Source organism: Streptomyces sp. WAC00040, from assembly GCF_056835925.1.
The window spans coordinates 1-23966 of record NZ_JAKQZE010000007.1 but is presented as its reverse complement, the minus strand read 5'-3'; the positions used below and the strand labels follow the sequence as shown (position 1 = coordinate 23966).

Below are 23966 nucleotides of genomic sequence, written 5' to 3'. Positions count from 1 at the left end.
CCACCAGGTCTGGTGGGTGCCGGGGCCGGAAAGGATGAGCCCCCCCGTTACGGGTTGCGCGGGCGGGGTGCCGGCCGCTGCGGGGGAGCCGTCTGGGGCGGGACAGGCTGAGTGGCGCCGGGCCGGGTCGGCGTAGTGCCGGGCGTCCGGGGAGGCGGCGAGACTCCGGCTGCGGCTCGCGCCTCGCGGCGTGCCTGGCTGATCTGCGCCGTGCGGGCCGTGTCCCGTGTCGCCTGCGCGACCGCGGACGGCGTGGTCAGCCGCGCCGGCCGCTCCCGCTGCTGGATGCCGTAGGCCGCGAGCAGGACTCCGCGGTCCCGGGTCATGGCCCGGCCCGGAGTGTCCACGGTGCGGGGCACCTGGGGTGCGTTCTCCTGCTCGTAGACGGTCGGCACACCAGCACGAACGATGCCTCGCGCGAGCGGGTTGGTGGTGTGGCGCTCCACCATCGTCCGGGCAGCACCGGCGACCCGGGGACCGATGTATGGCACGCCGTGGAAGATCATCCGCAGCATGATGACGTCGGCCGCGACCAGGAGCACGAGGTCCATGGCCACCGACCCTGAAAACAGCGCCACGAACGGGCTGACCAGCAGGAGCGCGAACGGCGCGAACAACAAGCCGAGTAGCCGCATCATCCACCGCTTCAGCGCAGCCGTGTCGCCCCCTCGTGCCAGCGACGCCAGCACGATCGGGGCCATACACACGAACACGAGCACGCCGAGCTGCCGGGTCATGAACACCAGCGCGGCGACAGCGAGGGCGACCACTAGGCCGGCGACGATCAGCAGCATCGCCAGCGGGTCACTCTCTTCCGCCTTCACGTCGGCACGGATGACCTTGAACAGCGTCGACTCGTTGCTGTCGAACGCTGCCGTGAACGCCTGGCTGACCGCCCGATTGAGCAGCATCACCGCCCCGGGGATGGCTCCCATGGCGACGACGGCCGCGAGCGTCCAGCCGGTGGAGGCGCCCATCTGTTTCAGGCGTGGTGCGCCCTGCCAGGCGGTCAGGGCGCACACCACCACCACGCACACGAAGATGGCCACGGCGAGGTGCTGGCCGAGCCACAGGAACGGCGCATACAGCGCACCGTCAGCATTCTTCGGTGCCCAGGCATCCTTGGGTGCCACCAGGTCTTCGAGCTGAGTGATCAGCTGATTGGCGAGGCCCTTAACGCTGTCGGCAGCCCCGTCAACAAGCCCGCCGCCGGGGCCGGTCTCCCCGCCGACGTCGGGGGGACCGGTGCCGTCGGAGTCGCAGAATTTGCGGCTGCGTTCCGGCAGCAGGTCGCAGGGGTCTTCCTTCTCGGGCATGCGGATCAGCCCTTGGGGGTCGGGGTCGGGGCGGTCACGGTGGAGAAGAGCGTGTCGCCGTAGAGGGCGAGGATGACGGCGACGAACAGCGTGCCGACCGCCATGCTCCCCTTGCGGAGCGCGCCCTTGGGGTCGTTGGACAGCTGGAGCAGCATCCGGACGGCGATGATCGCGATGACGGCGGCGATGCCCTTGGTGACCAGGCCGCCGCCGGTCATGCCGATGGTCTTGAAGAAGTCGGAGAAGCCGCCGGACATGTCGACGGGAGCGGCGAGGTTGGTGAGCTTGCGCATGGGTCAGATCTCCTGGCTGTTGGTGGGGACGGGGCGGGCGACCGCGTAAAGGTCGGTCATCGTGTCCATGGGGGAATAGCGGACCTGGGTGCCGGGGCGGGGGGCGTCGATCATCCAGCCGTTTCCGACGTAAATGCCGACGTGGTGAATGGTCGCGGCGCTGGAACCGTAGAAAACGAGGTCTCCGGGGCGCGGCTTGTCGACGGGCTCTGCTGCCGCGTATTGCGCGGCGGCCGTGCGGGGCAGGGTGATTCCGGCCTGCGCGTAGGCGTACAGCGTGAGCCCGGAGCAGTCGAATCCGGTGATGGATTCACCGGATCGTCCTTTGGGGGAGCAGCAGGTCCCTTTCGAGGGGCCGCCGGCGTTTCCTCCGCCCCACGAGTAGGGCTTGCCGAGCATTCCTTTTGCTGCGTTGACCGCGGTTCCGGCCTGGCTGGTGGTGGCGGGCTTTCCGCCGGGTGTTTCTGCGGCGGCGGTGATGGTTTTGACGTAGTGCTGCGTCTCCTTGTAGGGAGGAACGCCGCCGTATTTGCGGACGGCGCCGCTGCCTGCGTTGTAGGCGGCCAGCATGTTGTGCTGTTTGTTGCCGGGGACGTCTTTCACGTCGTCGGCGATGGTGCACAGGTATTTCGCGGACGAGGGGATGGCGTCCTCGGGGTCCCACACGTCGCGTTTGCCGTCCCGGTTGCCGTCGATTCCGTGGCTCTCCCACGTGGACGGCATGAACTGCGCGATGCCCTGCGCGCCGACCGGCGAGCGGGCTTTCGGGTTGAAGCCGGATTCCTGAGTGAGAAGCGCGGCGAGCAGGTTCGGGCTGACCTCGGGGCAGGTGTTGCCCGCCTGCTCGATCAGCTCCTGGTAGGCGGTGGGAACGGACAGGCTGAGCGCCGTCCCGACCGGGTCGTCGCCGGCTGCCTGGACGAGAGCGGCCACGACGACGGCCGCGGACGCTCCCACGCCTATCGTGACGGCTGCAGAGGCTCTCAACGCACAATCCTCTCTAGAGGCCTGTTTGAGTGTTTTCGCAGGTCAGAACCGCCACCTGCATCCGCCAGGGAACCGCCGGGCATCCGCCGTGGGCACGGCGGACGGCGGATCATCAAGCCGCTTACGGCGGATGTGTGGCGGTGCTGTGGCGGATGGTCCGGCGGATGCCGGCGCGGGTCAGGACCCGGACTTGGCGGCCGCCAGGAGGTCGGCGAGGCGGTAGCCCCTGGTGCCCTTGTCGTCCTTGTCCGGGCTGACGCCGAGCAGCTGCGACAGCAGCCTTCCGCGCGGCACCGGCCTTTCCTCCGCGATACCGAGAGCGGGCGCGAGGTCGGCCGTGGCCATGAAGTCCACGCTTCTCTTCCGCATCAAGTCGATGGCCTGCTTGAGCGGGGATTCCGGCGCCTCGGCAAGCGTCTCTTGCTGCCGGGCGTGAATCTCGTCAACGACGCCCCAGATAAAGTCGTCCGAGAAGTTGAATCCTCGGATCAGCGTGGAGCGTCCGTTGGCGAAGAGGACCGCCTGACCCTTGATGTCCGGGTCGAGGAGTGCCGGGTTGATCGGGGCGACCGTATCGAAATACGTGTCACCGAGGGCAACCTTGGCGGTGCCCGACGATGCCACGTAAAGGCACATCCGATACAGGAACTGGTCCCGGACCATGACCGGGATAGCGTTCTGCGCGGGGCGCTGTGTCATCAGGACCGTGGAGATTCCTGATTCCAGGGACTTTGCGACCAGCGACCGTGTCTTTTCCGCGATCCGCCGGGCCTGCTCCTTCCCTTCCTTCGATTCGTCGTGGGCGAAGAAGTCGGCAGCCTCGTCCACGATGAAAATCACGGGCTTGAATTCTGGTGCGGGCCGCCTATTCCGGATGGCTTCCTTGAGCTTCCCGTACCGCTTGTCCGATCGGTCGTTCAGTGCGTCGACCATGTCCTCGAACACGGCCGGGTCGTCGGACGACTCGTAGCGGGTGGCGATTTTCTCGAACCTTGTGAGGCCGCAGAATTTCCCGTCGAGCAGATACAGCTCGAATTCGCCGTATGCGATCAGCAGGCAGGTGATGAGCCCGTTGACCAGCGTGGTTTTGCCCATCTGGGTCATGCCGGCGACCAGCAGTGACGCCTTGTCGAACGTGGGCACTCCGGCGAGCTGGCCGGTGACGTCGTGACCGAGCGGAATCCCGGCGAACGTCACGATCTGCCGCCGGGTCGGGGCCTCGAACGGGTGGGTGAACGGGGGCTCGTGAAGCTTCAAAAGCTTCACACGGCGTTCGTTGTCCCGGCTGCGCTCCAGCTTGAGGTGCAGCCGAGTGACGCCGAGCACCCCCGCCACGTTGCCGAGCCGCTTCTCGACGTCCTCGTAGGTGCGCCCTTCGGGCATGAGGAAGTCGTAGAGCGAGCCGGTCTGCACGTCGGTGACCGTGGCCCCATCCATCTGGATGGCCTGGTCGCGGCCGATGGCGCCGGCTGTGGTGAGCGCGGCGGTCAGCTCGGGATGCACCGCAGCGGTATGAGCGTCCGTCTGCTCCTCGTCCGTGGACTGCAGGAGTCCCTCTTGCTGCTGAGGCTTGTCAGCGGACTGGGAGGGCGCTTCCTGCCGCAGGGCCACGGCCACCTTGCCCTCGCCCGCCCTGAGCCGCTGGACGGCCGTACGGGCCTTCCAGGCCAGGAAGCCGAGGGCGACCAGCGCCCCGGTGGTGAGCAGCACGGTGGCCGGCCAGGACAGGCCGAGCTTGTCTTTGATGGCGGCGAGGACGCCGAAGGCGATGGCGAGTCCGCCGATCGCGCCTGCCGTCTGGGCGTACAGGTCCTCGTCCGGTGAGGCCCTTTTCTTGGCCACACTCCTTCTCCTTCGCTGGTCATGGGCACGCGTGCCCTCGGTTTGTTGGGTGGGTGGTGCTCGCCGGGTCTGCTCCCCTGGGTCTGCGAACGCGTGGTGCCGCTCGCTCGCCGGGTCTGCTCGCCGGGTCTGCACCGGTCGACTGCTGCGTGTCTGTTCCGGCAGTCGCAGCAAGGGCCAGCCCGCACGGGTGCGGGCTGGCCCTCACTGGTGGTGCCGGACGCGCGCTCTCAGGCGCCCGCCGCCTCCTCCTCGGCGTCGTCCTCGGACGCCTCGGAGGCCTCGGTCTTGTCCTCGTTGGACATCAGCGCGCCCCACTCCTGGCGCACCCGCTCCTCGCTGCCGACGAACCCGGCCTCCCTGAACGAGCGGACCGCCTGCCGGTAGGACAGCGGCGGCTCCTTGGAGTAGCGCAGGTGCCGCAGGACGACACCGAGCTGGGAGTTGGTCAGCTGCTCGCCCGGCACGGGGACCGGCACACCCGTCACGGTCGCGATCTCCGTGAGCGTGACGGTCTGTGCCGCCGGGTGTGACGGGTCCTCGCCCTGGTGTGACGGCTCGTCCTGCCCACCGCCGTTGACCTGCGTGACGGGGGTGTGACGGCCGGTGGCGTCCGTGCCGGATCCGTCACGCACGGCCGGGCCGGGCAGCGCGGGCCGGTCGGGTGTCCACTCCTCCAGGACCGGCAGGGCGATACCCGTGACGGACTCGGGCAGCGCCTTCTCGGTCACCGTCTTCCCAGTGGCCTCGGCCTGCTTGTGCAGCCGCTTGGTCATGGACTCCTGCGTCCGCAGCACGGACCGGCGGTAGGCGGCCTCGGCCCTGGCCACGCGCTGCTCCAGGTCCCGCGCGACCTCCAGCAGTTCGATTCGGTGGGCCGCGTCGGCCTCCATCTCCTCCAGCCGGTCGGCCACCGTCTGTCGCTTCTCGGCAAGGGCCTGGCGTGTGCCGGCGGACATCGGGCGTCCGAGGGCGGGCAGCGCAATCCACCAGGCGCTCTTCGTCGCGACGATGGCGATCGGGGTGAGCACCACGGCCAGGTCGAACCCGCTGCCGTCGGTGCGGTTCAGCAGCAGGTCCCACGTCGGGATGCCGGCGTTGACGGCTGTGAGCGCGAGTCCGGCGTACTGGACGCGCCGCACACGGCGGCGGTTGGTGCCGGCGAGGACCTCGGTGGCCTGGAAGACGACCCACAGGGCGTCGAGCGCGCCGACGGTCGGTACCGCCCATGCTCCGAACTTCGGTTCCAGGATCTGGTAGCTGACAGCTACCGACAGGAGGGCCACCCCGAGAGTGACCACCCCGAGGACGGCGAGGACCAGCCCGCGCGGGGTCGGCCGGCTCCAGCTCTTGAACTTGCTCATGCTTCTCCTTGTCAGGTCCGGTTGTTCAAGTGGGTGAGGTAGGCGTCTTGGAGGCGTGCGAACGTCTCGTGCAGCCGCGCGCCGGTGTCGCAGCGTGTGGTGGCACTGCGGTTGGCGCGGGTGCAGCGTTCGCAGACCCGTTCATGGCCTGCCAGGTCGCGGGCGGCTGCCTGGTAGCGCCGGTAGAGATCGCGCACCGGGTCAGAAGGTGTTGGGCTCGAGCGAGAAGAAGACCGTGCTGCCGCCGGCGAGCTCGGGGCGGGCCTGGACGACCGAGTCGTAGATGGCCTGGTACGCCTCCGCGCGGGTGCATCCGGCGTGCGGGGTCGCGGTGTTGGAGAACGTGGCGACCCGCAGGCCGCCCGGAGCGGGGACCTGGAGCGTGAGGATGTAGTGGTGCGTCCCGGACACGGCGTCGGGGGCCTGGTGGGACGTGGTGGGCTGGATGGTCATGGAAGAGCTCCTGAAGTGGTCAGAGGCGGCGAGGGCCTGAGCGAAGCGAGGGGTGAAGGTCGGGCACGCGGTGGCCGGCCTCCCACGCGGCCGCGGCCGCCAAAGCGGCGGTCGTCAGCAGGGCGCGGGTGATGGGGTCGACCAGTCCGCGTGTGGTGATGGCCCGGGCCGCCAGGTGCTGGACGGCCCGGGCCACACGTATCGGTCGGTGCACGGCGGTCACTTGCCGCCGCACTGGCACGGCTCGTGCCGCACCGACTGATAGACCTTGCCGTCCGCGCCGATGTGGTTGACGACGACCACGCGCGGCGGGTGTCCGCAGGCGCTCATCGGACTGCCGCCTCAGCGATCGCACCGATCGGGGCCGGGGCGTTGCCCGGATAGGGCTTGCAGTTACCCCGGCACGACCAGACACCGCACAGCGGGCAGGCGTCGTTCATCTCCGGGCGGTGCAGGACCAGAACGGGCTGCCGCTCGAAGCCGGGGACCATCTCCTCGAGCGTGCGGCGGGTACGCCGCTCGGACGGGACACGGTCGTCGGCCTGGCGGGCTATGCGCTCCAACAGCGCGCCCAGTTCGCGGCCCTGGTCGGTGGCCGGTGTGAGGGTGGCGATGTGGCTCATGCGACGGCCTCCCATCCAGCACGGGTCCGGCGTGCGGTGCGGATCTGCCGGATCTGGGCGACCAGGCCGCGCACCTCGGCATTCTGGGCGGCCTGGGCCCGGTCCTGGGCGCGGTGGCCGCCGGACTTGTCCGGGTTCTTGACCGCAACGCGCCGCAGCTCGACGGTCAGGTCGTCCAGCCGCCGGCCCTCGACGTCGCGGTCGGCGTCGACGGCGGCCGCCAGGCGCTGCTCCTGGTGATTGCGCACGGCGGCGAGTTCGGGACCGGTCAGTCCGCCGCGGACCATGTCGTCGACATCGGCGCGGCCGTCGCCGTCGCGGAGCGCGAGCTCTGCGCACGCCGCCCGCACCGGGCAGCCGGTGCACACACGGACCGCGCAGTCGCGGCGGGCCTGCCAAGTGATCTGCGGCTCGCGGTCGCCGCGGAAGAACAGGTCCGGATCGACAGCGGCGCACACGGCGGCGGTGTCGACCGCGGCCTGAAGCACAGGCCGGCGCGACTGCCGGGCCCGGTCGGATGTCATGCTGTCTCGCATGTGGGTCGTCCCTTTCGCTGGAAGGTGACCTGCACAGACAGGCCCCGGGGTTGCGCCCCCGGGGCCTGTCGTATTCGGGGCATCGGGCCCCTGCTGGCTGCTGTACGAGCAGCCACGGCCGCCCCCACCCCGTGTGGCGCGGGGTGGGAACGGCCGTGGTCGATCGTCGCGGTGTGCCGGTCAGGCGGTGATCCGGAGCGGCTCCAGAGGGACCTCGGGGCCGCAGTACTCCGAGACCGCGTCAGCCGGGCGGATCCGGCAGGTGTTGTTGGCCTCCTCGACCGCCTCGCCGCCGCGCTCGGCCCACTGCGCCGTGCGGACGGCCGGAGCCATCTGCTTCCGTGCGGCGCGACGCTCCTGGCGCTCCAGCTGCTCGCGGGCCTCGCGGCGGGCGGCCTCTTCCTGGAGGGCAAGGACGTAGCGGCGGGCGAGGATGCCGCCGTCCGTGCAGTGCTGACCGCCGACGCACCGCGTACAGCCCTTGCGGTGGGCGAGGTAGGACTGGCGGGTCGTCTCCAGCGTGACCTCGGCCTTGATCCGGGCGACCGGAGCGGCCGGGACCGGGAGCGGCTTGTAGAACTGCTGCGCCGCGCGTCGGTTCTCCGACGGCATCGCCTCCCGCAGCAGTCGGTCCTGCTTGGCCTGCCACTGCTTCACGTCGATATTGACGACGACGACGGTGTTACTGCCGGGGCAGATGACGTGCTTCTCCTCGTCCTTGGCCCGGCAGTCGGAGGTGCAGTGCTCACGGATCTTGAGGTCGGTCTCGCCCATGATCCGGCGCCAGCTGTGACAGTCCGGACAGGCGATCGACTTCGTCTCGTCGGGGCGAACGTTGAAGTCCTGCGGCTTCATGGTGCTGAGCAGCAGCACGCGGCGGTTGTTGCGCTTGGAGCGGGTCCGACCGGGGCGGATCTGGGGCATCGAAACCTCCTGGCGTGAGTGGAGCGAGTGCTGCTCTCTCTGCCGCGCCAGGCCGGCCTTGCGGCCGGTTGCCCTGGCGGACAGACAACGCAGCAGCGCTGTCGGGATGGATCTGTGGTGCTCGATATTCGGTACAGGCGCCTCGGCCGGGGGAGCGCGGGCTCAACCCCACTGCCGCCGCTCCGAAGAGCAGTGACTCCTGCTGTTTTGCGGTGGTGCTTATTCGGTACTCCCGGAGGATCACCGACGTCCTACATACATCAGGTTGCATCAGGTACCCTCAGGTGTCAAGCGGTATAGTGAGGCATCTAGAGGGAATTTGAAGGAGGCGAAGGCACATGCCAGGGCACCCCCGAGCCGACAATCGGCCGCCGTACGCGCGCATCGCGGGCCACTACCGCGACTTGATCAGCTCTGGGAAGCTCTCGCCGGGCGACCTCCTGCCCAGCATCAAGACGCTGGCAACCGAGTGGAAGGTCAGCACAGCTACTGCAGACCGGGCCATGCGACTGCTGCGCGAAGAGAAGCTCGTGCAGGGCATCCCGGGCGTCGGCACCGAGGTGATGGCACGCCCCATCTCGCTGTCCTCCGGGGCGGAGCGCCACGACCGCAGCAGCAAGACGCAGTCGTCGTGGGGCGTCGGCGAAAAGTCGTCTGGCCACGCCGCTGGCATAGTCGAAGCTCCCGAAGACGTCGCTGACGTGCTGGGCATTTCGCCAGGTGACGACGTGATTCGCCGTAGCCGTGTCTACCGGGACGGTCATGGCATCGTCTCCCACTCCACGTCATGGATCCCAGCGGAGTTCGCCCAGGCCGTACCCGAGTTGGCGCGGAGCGAGCGACTCAAGGGCGGGTTGTCGCTCGACTTGATCGCTCGCGCGACCGGGCGGCACGTCGTGAAACGCGTAGATGAAGAGACGGCTCGCCTCGCGACGGAACGCGACCTCGAGCTCCTGGAGCTGGAGGCCGACACCGTCGCGGCGATCCTTGTGCTGACCGCGCGTTTCCTGGACGCCGACGGCGAGCTGTTGGAATACGGCGTGGACCTGGGTGCCCCAGGCCGCACCCGTCGCACGACGTCAGAGGTGCTGCGGTGACCACGCACAACGTCGCCGTACCGGACGACATGCTCGTCTCCTGCCTCGAAGCCCGCCTCAGCCAGCTCCTTCGAGCCGAGCACACCGACACCCTCACGCTGGAAGGACGATTCGAGATCACGCGTATCTCCGCCGCTTTGTCCGGCCGCCCAGGCCCGGCGCCTCGCGCGATTCTCATGTCGGGTCTCCAGGGCTCTGGCAAGACGACCCTCGCCCGCGCCCTGGAGAAGGCCGGGTTCCGGCGCCTGTGCCCTGACGAGGAGATGTTCCGCCGCTACGGCCACTACGGCAGGGACTTCCCCCGCGGGCAGTTCAGGATCAGAGAGGCACCCGTGCTCGAGGACATCGCACTTGAGCTCCAGGGACTCTTGGCAGCCGGACAGGACACCGTGGTCGACCACGGTTTCTGGACTCCGGAAGAGCGGGCCCAGTGGGCAGCGACCGTGATGGAGGCCGGCGGCGAACCCGTTCTCATCTACTTGCCTGTGCCGCATGACGTGCGCTGGGACCGGATCCGGAAGCGCAACGAGCAATCGCTGGTCGACGCGAACAGCATTGAGTTCAGCGAGGAAGATCTGATCAGACATGCTGGCCGCTTCTGCCCGCCGACCGCCGATGAGCCGCACATCGTGTACGACGGTGACCCGGAGCATGTGCTGGCGGAACTCCGCCGTACACGTCCTCTCACGGATGGCGGCCCGCATTGACTCCTACCTCCCACGCGCAGCTCCCGGCCCTTGTTGACCATGACCATGACCGTGCTCGGGTACTGCGGCTGCGGAAAGTGACATGGGCTGGTGACATTCGGAATGTCACCGCCACTTGTCACCTCCGCGCGATCAAGGGGCCGTGCCATGCTCTGCCCGCAGAAGTGCCAGCTTCCGCTCCGCGGGCATCACTGTCGGGGCGCAGGCTGCGCCGCTGGACCGTACAGGGAAGGGATCGCGATGGTTGACGAGCGTCCTGACTGGGCTCGCCGGATGGTGGAGGAGCGCGCCGCTCGGGACTGGTCGCAGACCGACGCGGTGCGCGCGCTGATGGTCCGGCTTCCGGAGGACCGGGTCGTGAGCGAGCAGGATCTGTTGAGGCAGTGGAAGAGATGGGAGGCCGGTGACGCGCAGCCCGTGAAGTACCGGACAGCCATCGCGCAGACCTTCGGCACGACCACCGGCGCATTCTTCCCCGAGCGGGGCCGTCGTGACGGGCGCGCTGAAATCTTGCAGGTCAGCGGCATGGACACCGTGGACATCATCGCTCGACTGCGCGCGTCGGACGTCGACGTTGCCACGCTGGACGCGCTGCGGATCACGGCGGACCGGCTGTGCTGCGAGTACGCGTACATGCCCGCCGACCAGCTGCTCATTGAAGGCAAAGCGTGGCTGGGCCGGGTCGTCGGCCTCCAGCACCAACGGGTGAGCCTGGCGCAGCACCGCGAGATCATCGCGCTGGCCGGGAAGTTGTCGCTCTTGGTGGGCTGTGTCGAGTACGACTCCGGGCGCCCGCGAGACGCGGAGGCGACCCGGCAGGCCGCGCTGATACTCGGTCAGGAGTCCGGGGAGCTGAGCGTGCAGGGCTGGGCGCACGAGATGCGCGCCTGGTTCTCTCTGACCCGGGGGGACTACCGCGGCGTCATCGCAGCTGCGGAGGCCGGCATCGCCGTGGCGCCGAACGAGAGCGTGGCCGCGCAGTTGTACGCGCAGCAGGCCAAGGCGTGGGCGCGCCTGGGGGATCGGTCGCAGACCGAGGTGGCACTGGACAAGGGGCGTCAGCTCCTGGAGCGCCTTCCGTACCCGGAGAACATCGAGGACCACTTCGTCGTCGACCCGGGCAAGTACGACTTCTACCGGATGGACGCGCTGCGCCGTGTCGGGGAGAACCGACTCGCGGAGCAGCTGGCGAACCAGGTGATCCGGGCCGGGACGGACTTCGATGGCACGGAGCGCTCGCCCATGCGGAACGCAGAGGCCCGGGTCACCCTCGGTGTCGTCGCTGCCCGCGAAGGCGACCTCGACACCGCGCTTGCGTACGGGGAGAAGGCACTAGCTGGCGACCGGAAGAGCTTGCCGTCGCTCGCGATGGTGGCCGCCGACCTTGGGCAGGCCCTCCAGTCCCACTACGCCAACGCCAGTGAGGCCCAGGCGTTCGTCGCTCACCTCCGCGAACTGCGAGGCGGCCAGTGAGCACCAATTACTCCCGAATCCCCCAGTTGCCCATGTGGACGGAATCAGAGACCTCCAGCATCGATTGCGTGACACGCCGTCATTTGCCTGCGAAGTGAGGCCCATAATCTGTAGTGTTCGCGTAACTTCTAAGTTGGATCATCATAGAGAGAGAGGGGGGTGACGGTGCCGTATCCAGCACCTGACCCGGTCGACGCTCTACTCGCGCGCGCGGTGGGGCTCCCTGCGCCCAGGGTCCGGGCCCGCCTGCGTCAGGCCGCTTCTCTCACCCAGGCTGAGGTTGCTGAAGCGATTGGCGTTCACCGGATTCAAGTAGTGCGGTGGGAGAGCGGTCAGGCTGAACCCCGAAATCCGCACCGCCGCGCCTACGGTCGCCTTCTTGAGAAATTGGCGGCCCAGTACCCCGACGCAGCTTCACCCGCCGACACGGCGGAGTCGAGCTGATGATCTTCGTGACTGCCCAGCCGCCTTAGAAAAGCGAAGCGGCCCCGTCGCCACAACGGGGCCGCGATTCGCTATCGACTCTGCGCCTACCAAGCTCTCGAGTCGTGTCCGGTGAGGTGACCTCGCCGGGGGTGATGCCCGTGGACCTTGCGGTCCCCGTGGTCACCTGTACCCAGAATAAGCGTCCCGCCTCACGGGACGCCACCACCTGGGTCGCCTGTCAGGTCACATCCACTGGTCGCGGCTCCCCTACAAGGGGAGAAACCCACCCATGCACCGCCCGCTCCACCGACGCCGGCCCTTCGCCGCGGATGCCGGAACTTTTCCTGGCCGGACTGTCACACCGGCCTCCGGACCCGCACATGCAGCAGGCGTGAAGCACATTCCTGTTACCGCCGTTCCTGCCGCCCGCTACCTGCGTCGCACGGCGAAAAATCTATCCACAGGTGATCCGGGCCAGGCTGCTCGGATGCGTACCGACTTCGCCTTGGCGTGTCACACGGAGGCCTGCGCCGACACCGGCATGACGGCGCCCCATGAGCAGATGCCGCCTGCCTCGATGGCCGTTTCGCCCGCCATGTTCCGCACACGGGAGGTGGCCCCGTGATTCAGCACATGAACCTGGTGTTCCAGGCTGGCGGGCTGTCCGTGGGCGAGGGCGCGTTCCTTATGGCCTGCGCCAACCACACGGATGCCAAGGGCTACGTGATCGCGCACATGCAGCAGATCGCGGACGAGGCGCACATGTCCCTCCGGTCCGCGCAGGACCAGAAGAAGCGGCTCACCACGCGCAACCTGCTCAAGTCCTCGGAGCGCTTCAGCCCGAAGAACGGGGCCCAGATCGCCAACCTGTTCCGCATCAATCTGGACCTGCTGGCGAGCATGAAGCGCGCGCGGACCGACTACGGGGCAACGCTGATCGAAGAACTCACCTTCGACGCTCCCCGGGAAAACCGCAGCTCAGACCCCCATGCAGATCTCGCACCCCCCCCTGCGAAATCTGCACCCCCCCATGCAGATCTCGCACCCCCCCCTGCGAAATCTGCGGGGGGTGGGGGTGCGAAATCTGCACCCCTTCTCCTTCCTTCTTCTTCTCCCTCTTCTCTCTCTCCCGTCCCGGGTGACCCTGAGGCAGCTGTCAGTACCGCGCTGGACGAAGGCGAGAGAGAAGAGGCTGCGCCGGAAAAGGACACCCCTGCACCTGCCGTCGCTGGTGCCGTAAGCGCCGACCGGGTTGCGGAAGCCTGGGCAGCCGGTCTGAAAGCCGGAGGCCGACCGCCGATGCCCAGGCGGGCGAAGGCCATCCGCACCGAAGCGGCGAAACTCCTGGCAGCTGGTCACTCGCTCGACGATCTGTGCCGCGTGGCGAGGTGGATGGGCCAGGCGAAGCCGACGTGGCGGATCCTCGAGGACGCGATGACGTGGCCCGAGGCACCGCAGCCGAGCACCCTCGTCTCACGCGGTGGACGCAGCAGCACGCGGGCGCAGGACGCGGTCGCGGCGTGTCAGGTGTGCGACACCTACGGGCAGATCGAGCGGGACGGCCGGGTCCGGATGTGCCGGCACGACGGCGAGATTGTGCAGGAGCCGACCGCGTTGCCGCAGCAGCCCACGGCCCCGGCACTGCCCCCGTCGCAGGGGAACCTCGGGGACCTGCTGCGCTCGATGCGCCAGCCCGCGATCTGACCCGCACACAAGAGCGGCGCCCGGATTCCTTGGCCGGCCCGGACGCCGCACGACCTCACGGAGAGATCATTCATGACTCTAGTCCCGCATCAGCACACCCCGACCGACGACAGCGACGACCAGGGCTTCTTGCGGATGCCTCCGCAGGCCCTGGAAGCCGAGAGGTCGGTCCTGGGCAGCATGATGCTGTCGAAGCAGGCCGCGATCGATTGCCAGGACACCCTCGCACCCGAGGACTACTACCGGCCCGCCCACCAGCTCATCCACCGGGCGATCCTCGACCTGTACGCCAAGGGCGAGCCGTGTGACCCGATCCAGCTCACCGCCGAGCTCACCCGATCCGGCGACCTCGCCCGCGTCGGCGGCGCCCCCTACATCCACGACCTGGTCCAGGCCGTCGACACGCCCGCCAACGGCGAATACCACGCCCTGATCGTGCGGGAGAAGGCCGTCCTGCGGCGCCTGGTCGAGGCCGGGGTGGCCATCACCCAGTCCGGCTACGACGGCCAGGGCGACGTCGACGACCTCGTCGCCGCCGCGGCGGCGCACATTGCCCACGTGGTCGAAGGCACCGGAAAGGACGACGACTTCGTCACCCCGAACCAGACCATGGAGGGCACCCTCGACCTGATCGACCGGGGCAAGAACGGCGGCATGACCGGCCTGTCGACCGGCTTCATCGACCTCGACTCCCTCACCAGCGGACTCCAACCCGGCCAGATGATCGTCGTCGCGGGCCGGCCCGGCATGGGCAAGTCCACCTTCGCCATGGACGTCGTCCGCGCCTGCGCCATCAAGCAGAACGTGCCCGCCGCCTTCATCTCCCTGGAAATGGGCATCGACGAGCTCAACATGCGTCTGCTGTCCGCCGAATCCCGCGTCGCCCTGCACCACCTGCGCTCCGGAACCACCACCGACGACGACTGGGCCCGCATGGCCCGCACCCTGCCCCGGATCACCGAAGCCCCGCTCTACATCAACGAATCCGCCAACAACTTCGGCACCATCCAGGCCAAGCTGCGCCGCCTGAAGTCCCGCTGCCCCGACCTCGGCCTCGTCGTCATCGACTACCTGCAACTGATCACCCTCGGCGGCCGCCGACCCGAATCCCGCGAACGCGAGGTCTCCGAGATCAGCACCGGCATCAAACGCCTCGCCAAGGAGCTCCAACTGCCCATCATCGCCCTGGCCCAGCTCAACCGCGGCCCCGAGATGCGGGCCGACAAACGCCCCACCAAAGCCGACCTGCGCGAGTCCGGCTCCCTCGAACAGGACGCGGACATCGTCGCGCTGCTCTACCGCGACGACGCCTACGAACCCGAATCCCCCCGCGCCGGCGAGGTCGACCTCATCATCGACAAGCACCGAAACGGCCCCACCGCCACAATCACCGTGGCGGCGCAGCTGCACTACAGCCGCTTCGTGGACATGGCCCAGACCTGAACACGAGTGGAAACGGCACGACACGGCGCCTGAGCGCCCCTCTGGCTGGCGATCACCCGCCCTCGGGCCCCTTGCGTTCGGTTCGGGTCATCGGCTCTCAGTGGCCCGTACAGGCGATCTCAAGTACGGAGTCAATCGACTCCACCGGCCTCAACTACTAGCTTCCCAAACGGAGGTTCGAATTTTGAAGTTACGAGAAGCGATCGAAACCCGGCGAATACCGGGCTGTGCTCCCCGGTGCCCCGGAGATGTGGGCATCGTTAGGCAGCACACGCCGGCCCCGGGCGGCGTGACCACGTGCATGGCAGGAGGAGACCGGTGAGCGACCGCAGCGCCATCGAATGGACCGAGGCGACCTGGAACCCGACCACCGGCTGCGACCGCGTCTCCTCCGGATGCGACAACTGCTACGCCCTTACGCTCGCGAGACGGCTGAAGGCGATGGGCGCGGCGAAGTACCAGAACGACGGCGACCCGCGCACCTCAGGTCCAGGCTTCGACGTCACGCTGCACCCTGACGCACTGGACGTTCCCTACGGCTGGAAGAGCCCGCGGGTGGTGTTCGTGAACTCCATGTCCGACCTGTTCCACGCCCGCGTGCCGCTCGACTTCGTCCGCCAGGTCTTCCAGGTCATGGCCGACACACCCCAACACACCTACCAGGTCCTCACCAAGCGAGCCCGGCGCCTGCGCCAGGTCGCCCCGAAGCTCGAGTGGCCCGCCAATCTCTGGATGGGCGTCTCCGTGGAGACGGAGAACGAACTCGGGCGGGTCGACGACCTGCGCGACGTCCCGGCGGCCGTGCGGTTCCTGTCATGCGAACCGTTGCTCGGCCCGCTGACCGGCCTGAACTTGGACGGCATCCATTGGGTCATCGCCGGCGGCGAGTCGGGCCCACGTCACCGTCCCTTGGACGAGGCCTGGGTCACCGAGATCCGCGACACCTGCCAGGAAGCCGGCGTCGCCTTCTTCTTCAAGCAATGGGGCGGCCGCACACCGAAGGCAGGCGGCCGCACCCTCGACGGCCGTACCTGGGACCAAATGCCGTTGCCGACAGCCGCGTGAGCCGACGCTGCAAAAAGCAGAGCAGGGGTGCCCCCGGCGCAAGCCGGGGGCACCCCTGCCAACTGGCCGATCAGTACCGTCGCCAGGAAAGCCACGGCCGCTACGTCACCGCTTCCTGACCACCGGGCTGTTCCCCGCGACCGAGAGCCGCGGGGAACAGCCCGCAGCTCGTTCAGGCCGCCGCCTGACCGCCTGGGTAGACCACGATCTCGCGTATCCTGCGCACCCCTACACCGTTGCTGGGCGTCTTGCCCTCCTCGTGAAGAAGCTGCACCGCTTTGCGTACTACGGGCTCGGTGACCTGCCCGTAGTGGTCGCCGAAGATCTCCAGGGTGTGGTCGACCAGCTTGACCGGGCGCCGGGTACGAAGCAGCAGCTTCTCCAGGTTGGCTGCGATCTCCGGGACGGCCTTCTTCTCGATCTCTTTCGGGTCCGGACGCATCACCGAGGCGAGCGAGAACAGCATGTCGTCGCTCTCCTCACGCAGTTCCAGCGTCTGCCACCACTCGTCCCGCGCGCGGGCGACGGTGTCACCGAACACCCACAGCCCATACGGACTGCGTGTGGCGAAGACCAGCCGGTAGACCGCCCGCTTGCGGGGCGAGTGAGAGACGGGCACCGACTGGACGGACATGCCCGTCTGCCGCTCGAGCCGCTGGGCGTACTCGGCTGCCACCGCCTCGATCGCGTCCTCCGCCGCGCCGTCCTTCTCGCGTGTGGCGGATGCGTCGGCGAAGTACTCGCGCCACCAGGTGCCGCCGCACACCTCGTCGAACCGCTGCAGCGATTTCTCGTTCCCCTTCGGGGATCGGACATGGCCGCCAAGCCGCCACACGGCCATCATGCTGAAGTTCATCAACAGCTCGGTCGCCGGCCGCTTCTGGGGCCGGCGCCGTGCCAGCACGTCCACGAGCCGGTCCTGCGGCAGGCACAATCCGCACGGATCGAGGAAGAGGAACAACGGCTCCCGCACCGCACGCTCGACCACGTCATCGAGAACGCCGTCGACCTCGCCGTGGTACGCGTGCGCCTGGACGCCGCTTGCCCGGTATGTCTGCACGACCTCCTGTAACCGTGCGAAGGACTTCGCCTGCTGCTCCGCGAAGAAGCACTCCAGGTTCAGCCCGTGCTTGGCCCGGTGGTGGGAGGCGACACGCAGCGCTATCTCTGCCGACGCCGGCTCGCCGTTCTCGTACCGACCCTCGCCTGCGTACCCATCGAGGTAGACCACACGCTTGTCCCGTGACTGCGTGCCCGTCATCCCGCCGAACTGCGGCAGGTACCGCTTGAGCAGCTGGTGCTTGAACACACTGGGCAGCGCTTTGTCCGCCCAGTAGTCCCCGCCTGTTCCCGACGACATAGCCCCACCCCAGTCATGTCGGTACACGTCTCGTTACAGATGGTGAAGCACTGTGGAAAGGCCAGCAAGACCGGCGCCTTTCGGACAGGCCGGTCAGAGGGCTGGGCGGCTGAGAGCGAGGCGGTGGCGCAGGGCGCGGTTGCGTCGGGCGGCGACAGGGGTGGAGGGGGTGCTGCTGGTCGCGAGGACGTCGCCGAAGGCTCGCATCAGGTTTCCGACCCGAGCGTCGGGTGTGTCCGGCTGAGTCGGGCCGGCAGTCTGGAAGTGCTGATGCGCGTGCTCCCACAGGGGGCGGAAGAAGCTCGGCTCGCCGTCGAGGGCGAGGATGAGCAGATGGGCGTCGTTCCAGTCCGGGATATGAGTTCCGCGAAGCGTGTCCTGGATGGTTCGGGCGTCCAGGGTGTGGCCGGTGCCGGCCGCGAGGGTGTCCGGGGCCGGCCGCCCGGCCCGGCGGTGCAAGGAGCGCAGTGCGGTCGTGAGCGAGCTCTGTTCCTCACGACCGCTGTCCGGGGCGGCGCTGCGGCGCCGACGGCTGGCGGTGCGGCTGCGTTCGTCCTCCCATACCTTGCGCAGGGCCTGTGTGTCCGCTCCGAGGACCAGGGCGATGCGCTCGGTGAGATCCCACGTCGGCAGACTCTCGCCCGCGAGGACCCGGCTGAGGTAGCTGGCCGACACCCCGGTGCGCACGGCGAGCTGGCGCAGGGGGAGACGACTCTTGCGGTGCAGGCAGGACAGGATGGGAGCGAGCTGGTTCGACGCACGCCGCGGCGCCGGCACCGACGGCACGGCGGCGGGTGTGTCGTCCCGGGTGCCGGATCCGGCGGGGTCGACGGCGGGCCTGGGCGGGGACTCGAGGTTCAGAGAGCGTTCGATGGCCTCGGCGCGGTAGCTGCGACGTGCTGTTTCTGGGCCGACAAGGAGCACGCTGCCGAGCACGTTCCAGGCGATTCTGCGGCGGCGGGCGAGCAGGACCAGTCCGGAGGTGAGAACCTCTGCCCGCCGCTGGATCCGTACCGACAGCTCCAGGCATTCGAGCGAAGAGGGCTGAGGACCCGGGCCCAGCAAGCGGCTGATGTGCCGCAGTTCCTCCTGCAGGTCTTTGGCCAGCTCGAGGAGTTGGCTGTGGATTTGATCAGGGTCGGCCCGGTCCACGTCCTCAGGCCGGGGGTTCGCGGTCGGTCGGACGGACCTCTTCTTGTGCCGTTCGCGGTACGCGGCCTGACGGCACGGCGGTCCGCAGTACTCGGCCGGGCGGCCTCGGCCGTTGTCCTCGCGGGATGGCATCTCGTTGTGGCAGTGCAGGCACAGACGTGCGGGCGGAGCTGACATGCGGATCCTTCAAACTGCTGCTGGTGAAACAGAGACGGGAGGGGACGCGTGGCATTTCCGTCACGAGAGACCGTGACCTTGTGCCTTTTCGTCACCGGCGTTGGGTGCTTGACAGGGCCGGGGGGTGGTGATCCCGCCCCCCGGCCCAAAGGGTCACGCCGGCTGGTTCCGCAGCGCGAAGAAGCGCCACGCCAGGCGGCCGATGGCGGTGATCGCAGCAGCCGCCGCGCTGGCCGCAATCGTCTCCCACTGGGCCCAGCTCGGACCGGCGATGACGATTACCGGCAGAACCGGAATCGCAACGAACGGAATGTGAACCAGCCGTCCGTTACGTTGGGGAATTTCGTCACGCCTGTTAGTCTCACCTGCAGGGAACTGGACCTCACGTGCGGGTTTGGTTCCTTCGGGATCGAGGGAATAGGGCATTCGAAGATCTCCTTTGATCTTGATCTCAACAGACAGCGTGAGTTCCGGAACTACGGGGTGCTGCCCGCCGGGACTCACGCTGTGTTGACCCTAGCCTCACGCGCCGTATACCGGCAAACTTTAGCGGCGAACGTTATTTCGACCGATTCGCCTAGAAATAAGGACCGGGCGAAACGGGCGTATTGGTACTTTCTTCATGCTCTTCGCGGAATTTCTGCTCCTGTCTGCGGCGAATTGAAGGAATCTCACCCCAAGAAACCCTCGAGGTGCTATAAGCGCCGTCATGTCGAGCCGTTCTTGGGTGTGCTTATGAATAGCTGAATCGATTCTCCCGAGGTGTACGGGGTGTTCCATCCCTCGGGCGTATGCGCCTTCGGTCCTGGTCGCCGTCGAACAGGCAGCGGCGTTCGCGGACGAGGCTCGCATCGGCAAACCAATACAGCGCAAATGTTCGGTCCGTCGACGCGATTCTTCTGCGCCCGGGCATGTTGCGGATCTGGGAGGAGCCGCCAGAGCCTCAGGACCGGATTCAGCGCTGCCCGCGCCGCGTCCGCGACGACCGCCGCGTCCGCGACGCAGGGCAAGTTGGCGAGCTGCGGCTGCTGGTCCCAGACGGGGGTGGCCGGCGGCGATGCTTACGGTTCGGTGACGTCAGTCAGCGTGGTCGGCGAGCCGTTCCGGGCCGAGGACGGTGATTCGCCTGCGGGCGAGGCGGATCAGGTGCTGGTCGGCGAAGTCTGGCGGGAGGCTCCGGCCAGGGCGGCGGGCAGGCCGAAGGTCGCAACTTCCTCTCGGCATCGCCGGTTTGGCAGTGCTGCCCCTTGGGCAACACCTATGTTGTAGTCATCTACAGCACTCAAGTTGTGAGGGGTACAACGCTGATGCACAGGCTTCGCCCGGTCGCGAACGGCCTCCGTACCGACCACCCCGTGCCCGACCTGCTCTTCGTCGACGACTCGCACATCCCTCTCGAGGACCCCTCGGCCACCGAAGCCATCGGCCGGCACGAGGAAGGCAGTACGTGGGGCCGCTGGGACAAGGACCGCACCACCAAAGGCGCATGGCTGGCCTTCACCACCGACCCGATCCGCAACGACCTGGCCTGGGTCGTGCGTTACCACCCCGAGCACGGCCGCTCGGTCCTCCTCGTACACGACCGCGACGCCTCGCCCTGGCACACCAACTGGTGGGGCCCGCAGCTGCTGTTCCGCACCGGCGGCTACTGGTGGGACGGCACCACCTGGTACCGGCCCGACCAGGTCTGGGACCCAGCCAGCGAGAAGTACGACCCCCGCCCGGTCAAAGCCGCCATCACCATCACCGCCGACCACCTCCTCGACGACAACGCCCACCCCGCCGGCGGCCGGCTCCTGAAGGTCGCCAACTTCGACCCGGACACGGCCGCGCCGGACTCCTGGAACGACCACCTCGCCCTGTGGGCCGCACACCGCCCCAAAGACGCCCGCCCGCTCGCGTCCTGCGTCGTGAAGTTCACCGCGCCGGAACTCGCAGCCGACCAGCTTGTCGCCGTCCCCGAGATGGCCCAGATCGGCGGCATCGCCGCCTCCACCCTGCGGGCCTACATCTCCCGCCGCGAAAGCGACGTTCCCCCGCCCCAGGCCACCATCAACGGCCGTAACCTCTGGGCACGGCCCGTCGCCGAGGACTGGGCCGAACAACGTCGCCGCTCTCCGGAAGCCGTCGCAGCAACCCTCGCCGCCGATGAAGACGACTCCCTGTCCCTCGGCGCCACGAGCATCCGCGAGCGCTTCACCCGCACCTTCCTCAGCGTCCTGTGGGAGCGGCCCGACCGGCGCAAGCGCTGGGCCCTGCGCTACCGCACCGAGGCCGCGGTCCACCAGGTCGCCGACGAACTCGCCTTCAACGTCGCCACCGGCATCGACGAGATCATCGACCCCTACGACTTGGCTGCCACCATCCGGCACGCCGTCCTCGACGAATTCGCCACCGGGCAGGAACTCGACAACAGCGTCAGCCCCGGCGAGCCGTCCGTCTTCTACGGCATCACCACACCGGTGGCCCGCATGCTGGACTGGCTCATCCGCCACCACCCCGGAGCCGCCCAGCACACCATCGGCGAAATCATCGGTGAAGGCGAACGCCGTCTGAACATCCCACGCGACGTCAGCGCCGAATCCCTACGCACCGCCCTGTCGCTCGACGGGAAGCTCGACAGGCAGAGGCTGCACGCTTTCCTTAACAGCGTTCTGCCACCGACCACGGCCCGGTGACCGACCGCGCCCTCGCTGCCCTCGCGGCGGGCCGCTGCAGCATCGCAGCGGCCCTGTCGCGTGTTTGCGACCGGCAGATGGTCCACCGTCCTGGTGGCTGCCTCCCCGTTTCAGCCTTGATGAGAGGAGCGGGTGGGCACGATGGGCCCTTCAGCAGTGTCTTGGAAAGGGGCGGAGGGTGGGCGGTGCGGTGCAAGGGCCGGTCGTGGGGGAGCGGTGGGGCTATCGGGTGTCCCCTCATCACGGACCGGTCAGCGAGGTCGAAGTGCTGAAGATCGGCACGAAGCGGCCGCTTCGAGTGAAGGTGCGGTTCGTCGCTGAGGAGGCCGAAGACCGACAGGAGTGGGTGTCGCCTGCCCGGCTGCGCGTGCGTTGGGAGCAATGCGAAGCCTGGCTCGAGGCGGAGCGGACATGGAACGAACTGATCCGTGACTGTCCCGAGGACGAAGACGCCGAACTCATTGCAGTCAGTTTCGTGTTCGACCACTGTCCCAAGGAGGACATGGTCGGACTGGAAGAGTCAGGCCGAGAACGCGGTCTGCTCTACGTCTACGACCCCGCCCGGCTTGCGGCGCGTCTCGGCATCATGCAGGGCGTGTTCACCTCCGATCCACGCGCTCGCGTCGACGCCGACGGCACCGTCACCGCCCCGTGGCCCACCACCCTCGACATCGCCCGCCGCCTCGCCGCCCACCATGCTGCAGAGTTGACTGCCTCGCTCACAAGGCAGGAAGAACGCGAGCGGCAACGCGCGATCCACGGCCAGTACTACCCCGGCCGCGGCCGGAACGAGGGCAGCTTCATCTCACCCGAGATCTGCATCGACGTGGACCGCACCTACAGGCCTGGCCGGGAGCTGGTTCGCGCGTGGTGCGGCGCCGAAGCAGTCGATCAGTTCACCGAGCTGACCGCGCTGCGCCATGAAGTCGCTCGCATCGGCGGCGTGGCCGAGGCGGCCATCCGCGCCCTCCGTGAAGCAGGACAGACCGCCGCGGCCCAGCGACTGGAACGCGACCTGGGTGTCCCGGCCGCTCTCCTGCGAGAGGCACGGGCTCACCAAGACTGACCCAGTCCCGCACCGGACCGTACGACCTGGCGAAGGACCGCGATGCGCATTCCGAACGAGCCGGCGGATCTCATGACACAAATCCGGCACGCCGGCGGAACCCTGCGGATCACCGACCCACCCCCCGCACAACGCGCTCGACTACGCCGCCTGGTTCATGCCGCCCGAAGCCGGAGCCTTGTCCCGCACGATCACCACCTGCGATGCAAGGGACGGGACAAAGGAGATTTCATCCTCACTCTGATTCCTGGCACCGTCGCACCACGGCCTCGCCACCAGCCCGTGCCCGTCCCTGAGACGCTCCGCGGCGCCGACCTGCACCCAGAAGTGCACCAAGCCGACGTACCCGTCTGCCCTGGCTGTCAGGATCGGGCCAAACGCATCCTGCACACCCTCGCGCTAGCCGCCGAAAGCAAGGGATATCACGTAGCTGCCTCAACCTCCCCCGACTCCACTTTCACCATCACGGCCAGCAGCGACGTTTTCGACCTGCGCATGACGGAAACAACCGAATCCGTTCCCGACCCAGACAGCATCCAGTACTCCTGGCAGCGCGTGACCGCCCACACCACCCAGCCCTCCCACCAACTGGACCTGATCCTTGCCCACGACTGGGCCCATCGCGGGCGCCGCCACCAGTGGGGCGACCGAACCCGCTGGCAACTTGAGGACAAGCTTCCCCACCTACTCGCCGAAATCGACCACAGGACCCGGGCCAACGCAGAACGGCGAACAGCCCAGCAGAGAAAGGAAGAAGAGACCCGACAGCAGTGGGAGGCCGCCATGGAACAAGCCCGTACGGCGCTCATCTACGCCCACCGCACCACCACCTTGGCCGCCCAAGTCGAAGCATGGCACGAGGCACAACGCATCCACGCCTACTGCGACGCCCTTGAGGAATGCCTGGAGAACGGCCGTTCGGGCAACGCGGAGACAGTCCGGCAATGGATCAACTGGTGCAGAACCCATGCTGCCGGACTCGACCCTTTGCCCCGACTTCCTGGGATGCCGGACGACCCCCGCATCACCCCCGAGGACCTGCGGCCCTACCTTCGCGGCTGGAGTCCCTACGAACCGAAACGGCGTTGAGGGACTCCGTGGGTGGTGGAGGATAAATCTGAGGCTAAGAATATTGCAAAGCTACAGCTAAATCCGTGGTAGGCTTTGCGTGGAGGTGAGGCATGCCGAGCGAGGATGAGCTGTTCGCGGCGGTGGACGCGCTGCTGGAGGGTGAGCCGGAGATGCCGCCGCCTGCTGAGCGGGCTCGTCTGCGGGAGGCG

25 protein-coding genes are annotated in these 23966 nt (G+C 68.1%); 12 read left to right on the top strand and 13 right to left on the bottom strand.

Translation table 11 applies throughout. The features are described from left to right. Positions 1-47: 47 nt before the first annotated feature. The 4 genes from MDN94_RS39120 to MDN94_RS39105 all read right to left on the bottom strand — a co-directional run bounded on the left by MDN94_RS39120 (position 48) and on the right by MDN94_RS39105 (position 4438). Positions 48-1316 (bottom strand): hypothetical protein, encoded by a 1269-nt coding sequence (locus MDN94_RS39120; RefSeq protein WP_482730525.1) that lies wholly within the window; start codon positions 1314-1316, stop codon positions 48-50. A gap of 5 nt (positions 1317-1321) precedes the next feature. Further along, a complete protein-coding gene (locus tag MDN94_RS39115) occupies positions 1322-1609 on the bottom strand; it encodes a hypothetical protein (protein ID WP_482730524.1) in 288 nt (95 codons plus the stop codon). A gap of 3 nt (positions 1610-1612) precedes the next feature. Further along, positions 1613-2596 (bottom strand): C40 family peptidase, encoded by a 984-nt coding sequence (locus MDN94_RS39110; RefSeq protein ID WP_482730523.1) that lies wholly within the window; start codon positions 2594-2596, stop codon positions 1613-1615. Between the two features lie 177 nt (positions 2597-2773). Continuing rightward, positions 2774-4438 (bottom strand): FtsK/SpoIIIE domain-containing protein, encoded by a 1665-nt coding sequence (locus MDN94_RS39105; RefSeq protein WP_482730522.1) that lies wholly within the window; start codon positions 4436-4438, stop codon positions 2774-2776. A gap of 822 nt (positions 4439-5260) precedes the next feature. Here MDN94_RS39105 and MDN94_RS39100 point away from each other — a divergent pair. Beyond that, entirely contained in the window at positions 5261-5698 is a 438-nt protein-coding gene (locus MDN94_RS39100) for a GspH/FimT family pseudopilin (protein WP_482730534.1), read from the top strand. Positions 5699-5813: 115 nt separating this feature from the next. Here MDN94_RS39100 and MDN94_RS39095 read toward each other — a convergent pair whose 3' ends face one another. From MDN94_RS39095 to MDN94_RS39070, 6 genes are all read right to left on the bottom strand, one after another. Further along, positions 5814-5999, bottom strand: coding sequence for a hypothetical protein (locus tag MDN94_RS39095; protein ID WP_482730521.1), 186 nt, complete (start codon positions 5997-5999; stop codon positions 5814-5816). 4 nt (positions 6000-6003) lie between these two features. Next, a complete protein-coding gene (locus MDN94_RS39090; RefSeq protein ID WP_482730520.1) occupies positions 6004-6255 on the bottom strand; it encodes a hypothetical protein in 252 nt (83 codons plus the stop codon). Positions 6256-6274: 19 nt separating this feature from the next. Further along, positions 6275-6469 (bottom strand): hypothetical protein, encoded by a 195-nt coding sequence (locus MDN94_RS39085; RefSeq protein WP_482730519.1) that lies wholly within the window; start codon positions 6467-6469, stop codon positions 6275-6277. A gap of 112 nt (positions 6470-6581) precedes the next feature. Then, a complete protein-coding gene (locus MDN94_RS39080) occupies positions 6582-6878 on the bottom strand; it encodes a hypothetical protein (RefSeq protein ID WP_482730518.1) in 297 nt (98 codons plus the stop codon). Next, the gene (locus MDN94_RS39075) at positions 6875-7414 is read right to left on the bottom strand and encodes a WhiB family transcriptional regulator (protein WP_482730517.1); all 540 of its coding nucleotides are present in this window, start codon (positions 7412-7414) and stop codon (positions 6875-6877) included. The genes MDN94_RS39080 and MDN94_RS39075 overlap by 4 nt, the downstream gene beginning before the upstream one ends. A 180-nt stretch (positions 7415-7594) precedes the next feature. Beyond that, complete coding sequence (locus MDN94_RS39070; RefSeq protein ID WP_482730516.1) at positions 7595-8338, bottom strand: hypothetical protein; 744 nt, start codon at positions 8336-8338, stop codon at positions 7595-7597. A gap of 338 nt (positions 8339-8676) precedes the next feature. Here MDN94_RS39070 and MDN94_RS39065 point away from each other — a divergent pair, with 338 nt between their 5' ends. From MDN94_RS39065 to MDN94_RS39030, 8 genes are all read left to right on the top strand, one after another. Beyond that, positions 8677-9435, top strand: a complete 759-nt coding sequence (locus MDN94_RS39065; RefSeq protein WP_482730515.1) for a GntR family transcriptional regulator — start codon at positions 8677-8679, stop codon at positions 9433-9435. Then, on the top strand, positions 9432-10142 hold the full coding sequence (locus MDN94_RS39060) for a P-loop nucleotide/nucleoside kinase family protein (RefSeq protein WP_482730514.1): 711 nt from the start codon (positions 9432-9434) through the stop codon (positions 10140-10142). The genes MDN94_RS39065 and MDN94_RS39060 overlap by 4 nt, the downstream gene beginning before the upstream one ends. 240 nt (positions 10143-10382) lie before the next feature. After that, on the top strand, positions 10383-11615 hold the full coding sequence (locus tag MDN94_RS39055; protein ID WP_482730513.1) for an NsdA family TPR-like regulatory protein: 1233 nt from the start codon (positions 10383-10385) through the stop codon (positions 11613-11615). Between the two features lie 159 nt (positions 11616-11774). Continuing rightward, on the top strand, positions 11775-12059 hold the full coding sequence (locus MDN94_RS39050; RefSeq protein WP_482730512.1) for a helix-turn-helix transcriptional regulator: 285 nt from the start codon (positions 11775-11777) through the stop codon (positions 12057-12059). Positions 12060-12432: 373 nt separating this feature from the next. Then, a complete protein-coding gene (locus MDN94_RS39045) occupies positions 12433-12666 on the top strand; it encodes a hypothetical protein (protein WP_482730511.1) in 234 nt (77 codons plus the stop codon). Beyond that, the gene (locus MDN94_RS39040; protein ID WP_482730510.1) at positions 12663-13745 is read left to right on the top strand and encodes a hypothetical protein; all 1083 of its coding nucleotides are present in this window, start codon (positions 12663-12665) and stop codon (positions 13743-13745) included. The genes MDN94_RS39045 and MDN94_RS39040 overlap by 4 nt, the downstream gene beginning before the upstream one ends. A gap of 72 nt (positions 13746-13817) precedes the next feature. Continuing rightward, positions 13818-15188, top strand: coding sequence for a replicative DNA helicase (dnaB, locus tag MDN94_RS39035; protein WP_482730509.1), 1371 nt, complete (start codon positions 13818-13820; stop codon positions 15186-15188). Positions 15189-15506: 318 nt separating this feature from the next. After that, positions 15507-16253 carry a DUF5131 family protein gene (locus MDN94_RS39030; RefSeq protein ID WP_482730508.1) on the top strand — a complete coding sequence of 249 codons (747 nt, stop codon included), beginning with the start codon at positions 15507-15509 and terminating at the stop codon, positions 16251-16253. A gap of 172 nt (positions 16254-16425) precedes the next feature. Here MDN94_RS39030 and tcmP read toward each other — a convergent pair whose 3' ends face one another. From tcmP to MDN94_RS39015, 3 genes are all read right to left on the bottom strand, one after another. Beyond that, complete coding sequence (gene tcmP, locus MDN94_RS39025; RefSeq protein WP_482730507.1) at positions 16426-17613, bottom strand: three-Cys-motif partner protein TcmP; 1188 nt, start codon at positions 17611-17613, stop codon at positions 16426-16428. Positions 17614-17706: 93 nt separating this feature from the next. Beyond that, the gene (locus MDN94_RS39020; RefSeq protein ID WP_482730506.1) at positions 17707-18942 is read right to left on the bottom strand and encodes a helix-turn-helix domain-containing protein; all 1236 of its coding nucleotides are present in this window, start codon (positions 18940-18942) and stop codon (positions 17707-17709) included. Between the two features lie 153 nt (positions 18943-19095). Next, positions 19096-19368 (bottom strand): hypothetical protein, encoded by a 273-nt coding sequence (locus MDN94_RS39015; protein ID WP_482730505.1) that lies wholly within the window; start codon positions 19366-19368, stop codon positions 19096-19098. Positions 19369-20249: 881 nt separating this feature from the next. Between MDN94_RS39015 and MDN94_RS39010 the strand changes: the two genes are divergently transcribed. The 3 genes from MDN94_RS39010 to MDN94_RS39000 all read left to right on the top strand — a co-directional run bounded on the left by MDN94_RS39010 (position 20250) and on the right by MDN94_RS39000 (position 23775). Beyond that, a complete protein-coding gene (locus MDN94_RS39010; protein ID WP_482730504.1) occupies positions 20250-21620 on the top strand; it encodes a hypothetical protein in 1371 nt (456 codons plus the stop codon). A 265-nt stretch (positions 21621-21885) separates the two neighbouring features. Next, positions 21886-22686 carry a hypothetical protein gene (locus MDN94_RS39005; protein ID WP_482730503.1) on the top strand — a complete coding sequence of 267 codons (801 nt, stop codon included), beginning with the start codon at positions 21886-21888 and terminating at the stop codon, positions 22684-22686. Between the two features lie 42 nt (positions 22687-22728). After that, a complete protein-coding gene (locus tag MDN94_RS39000; protein ID WP_482730502.1) occupies positions 22729-23775 on the top strand; it encodes a hypothetical protein in 1047 nt (348 codons plus the stop codon). Positions 23776-23966: the final 191 nt, after the last annotated feature.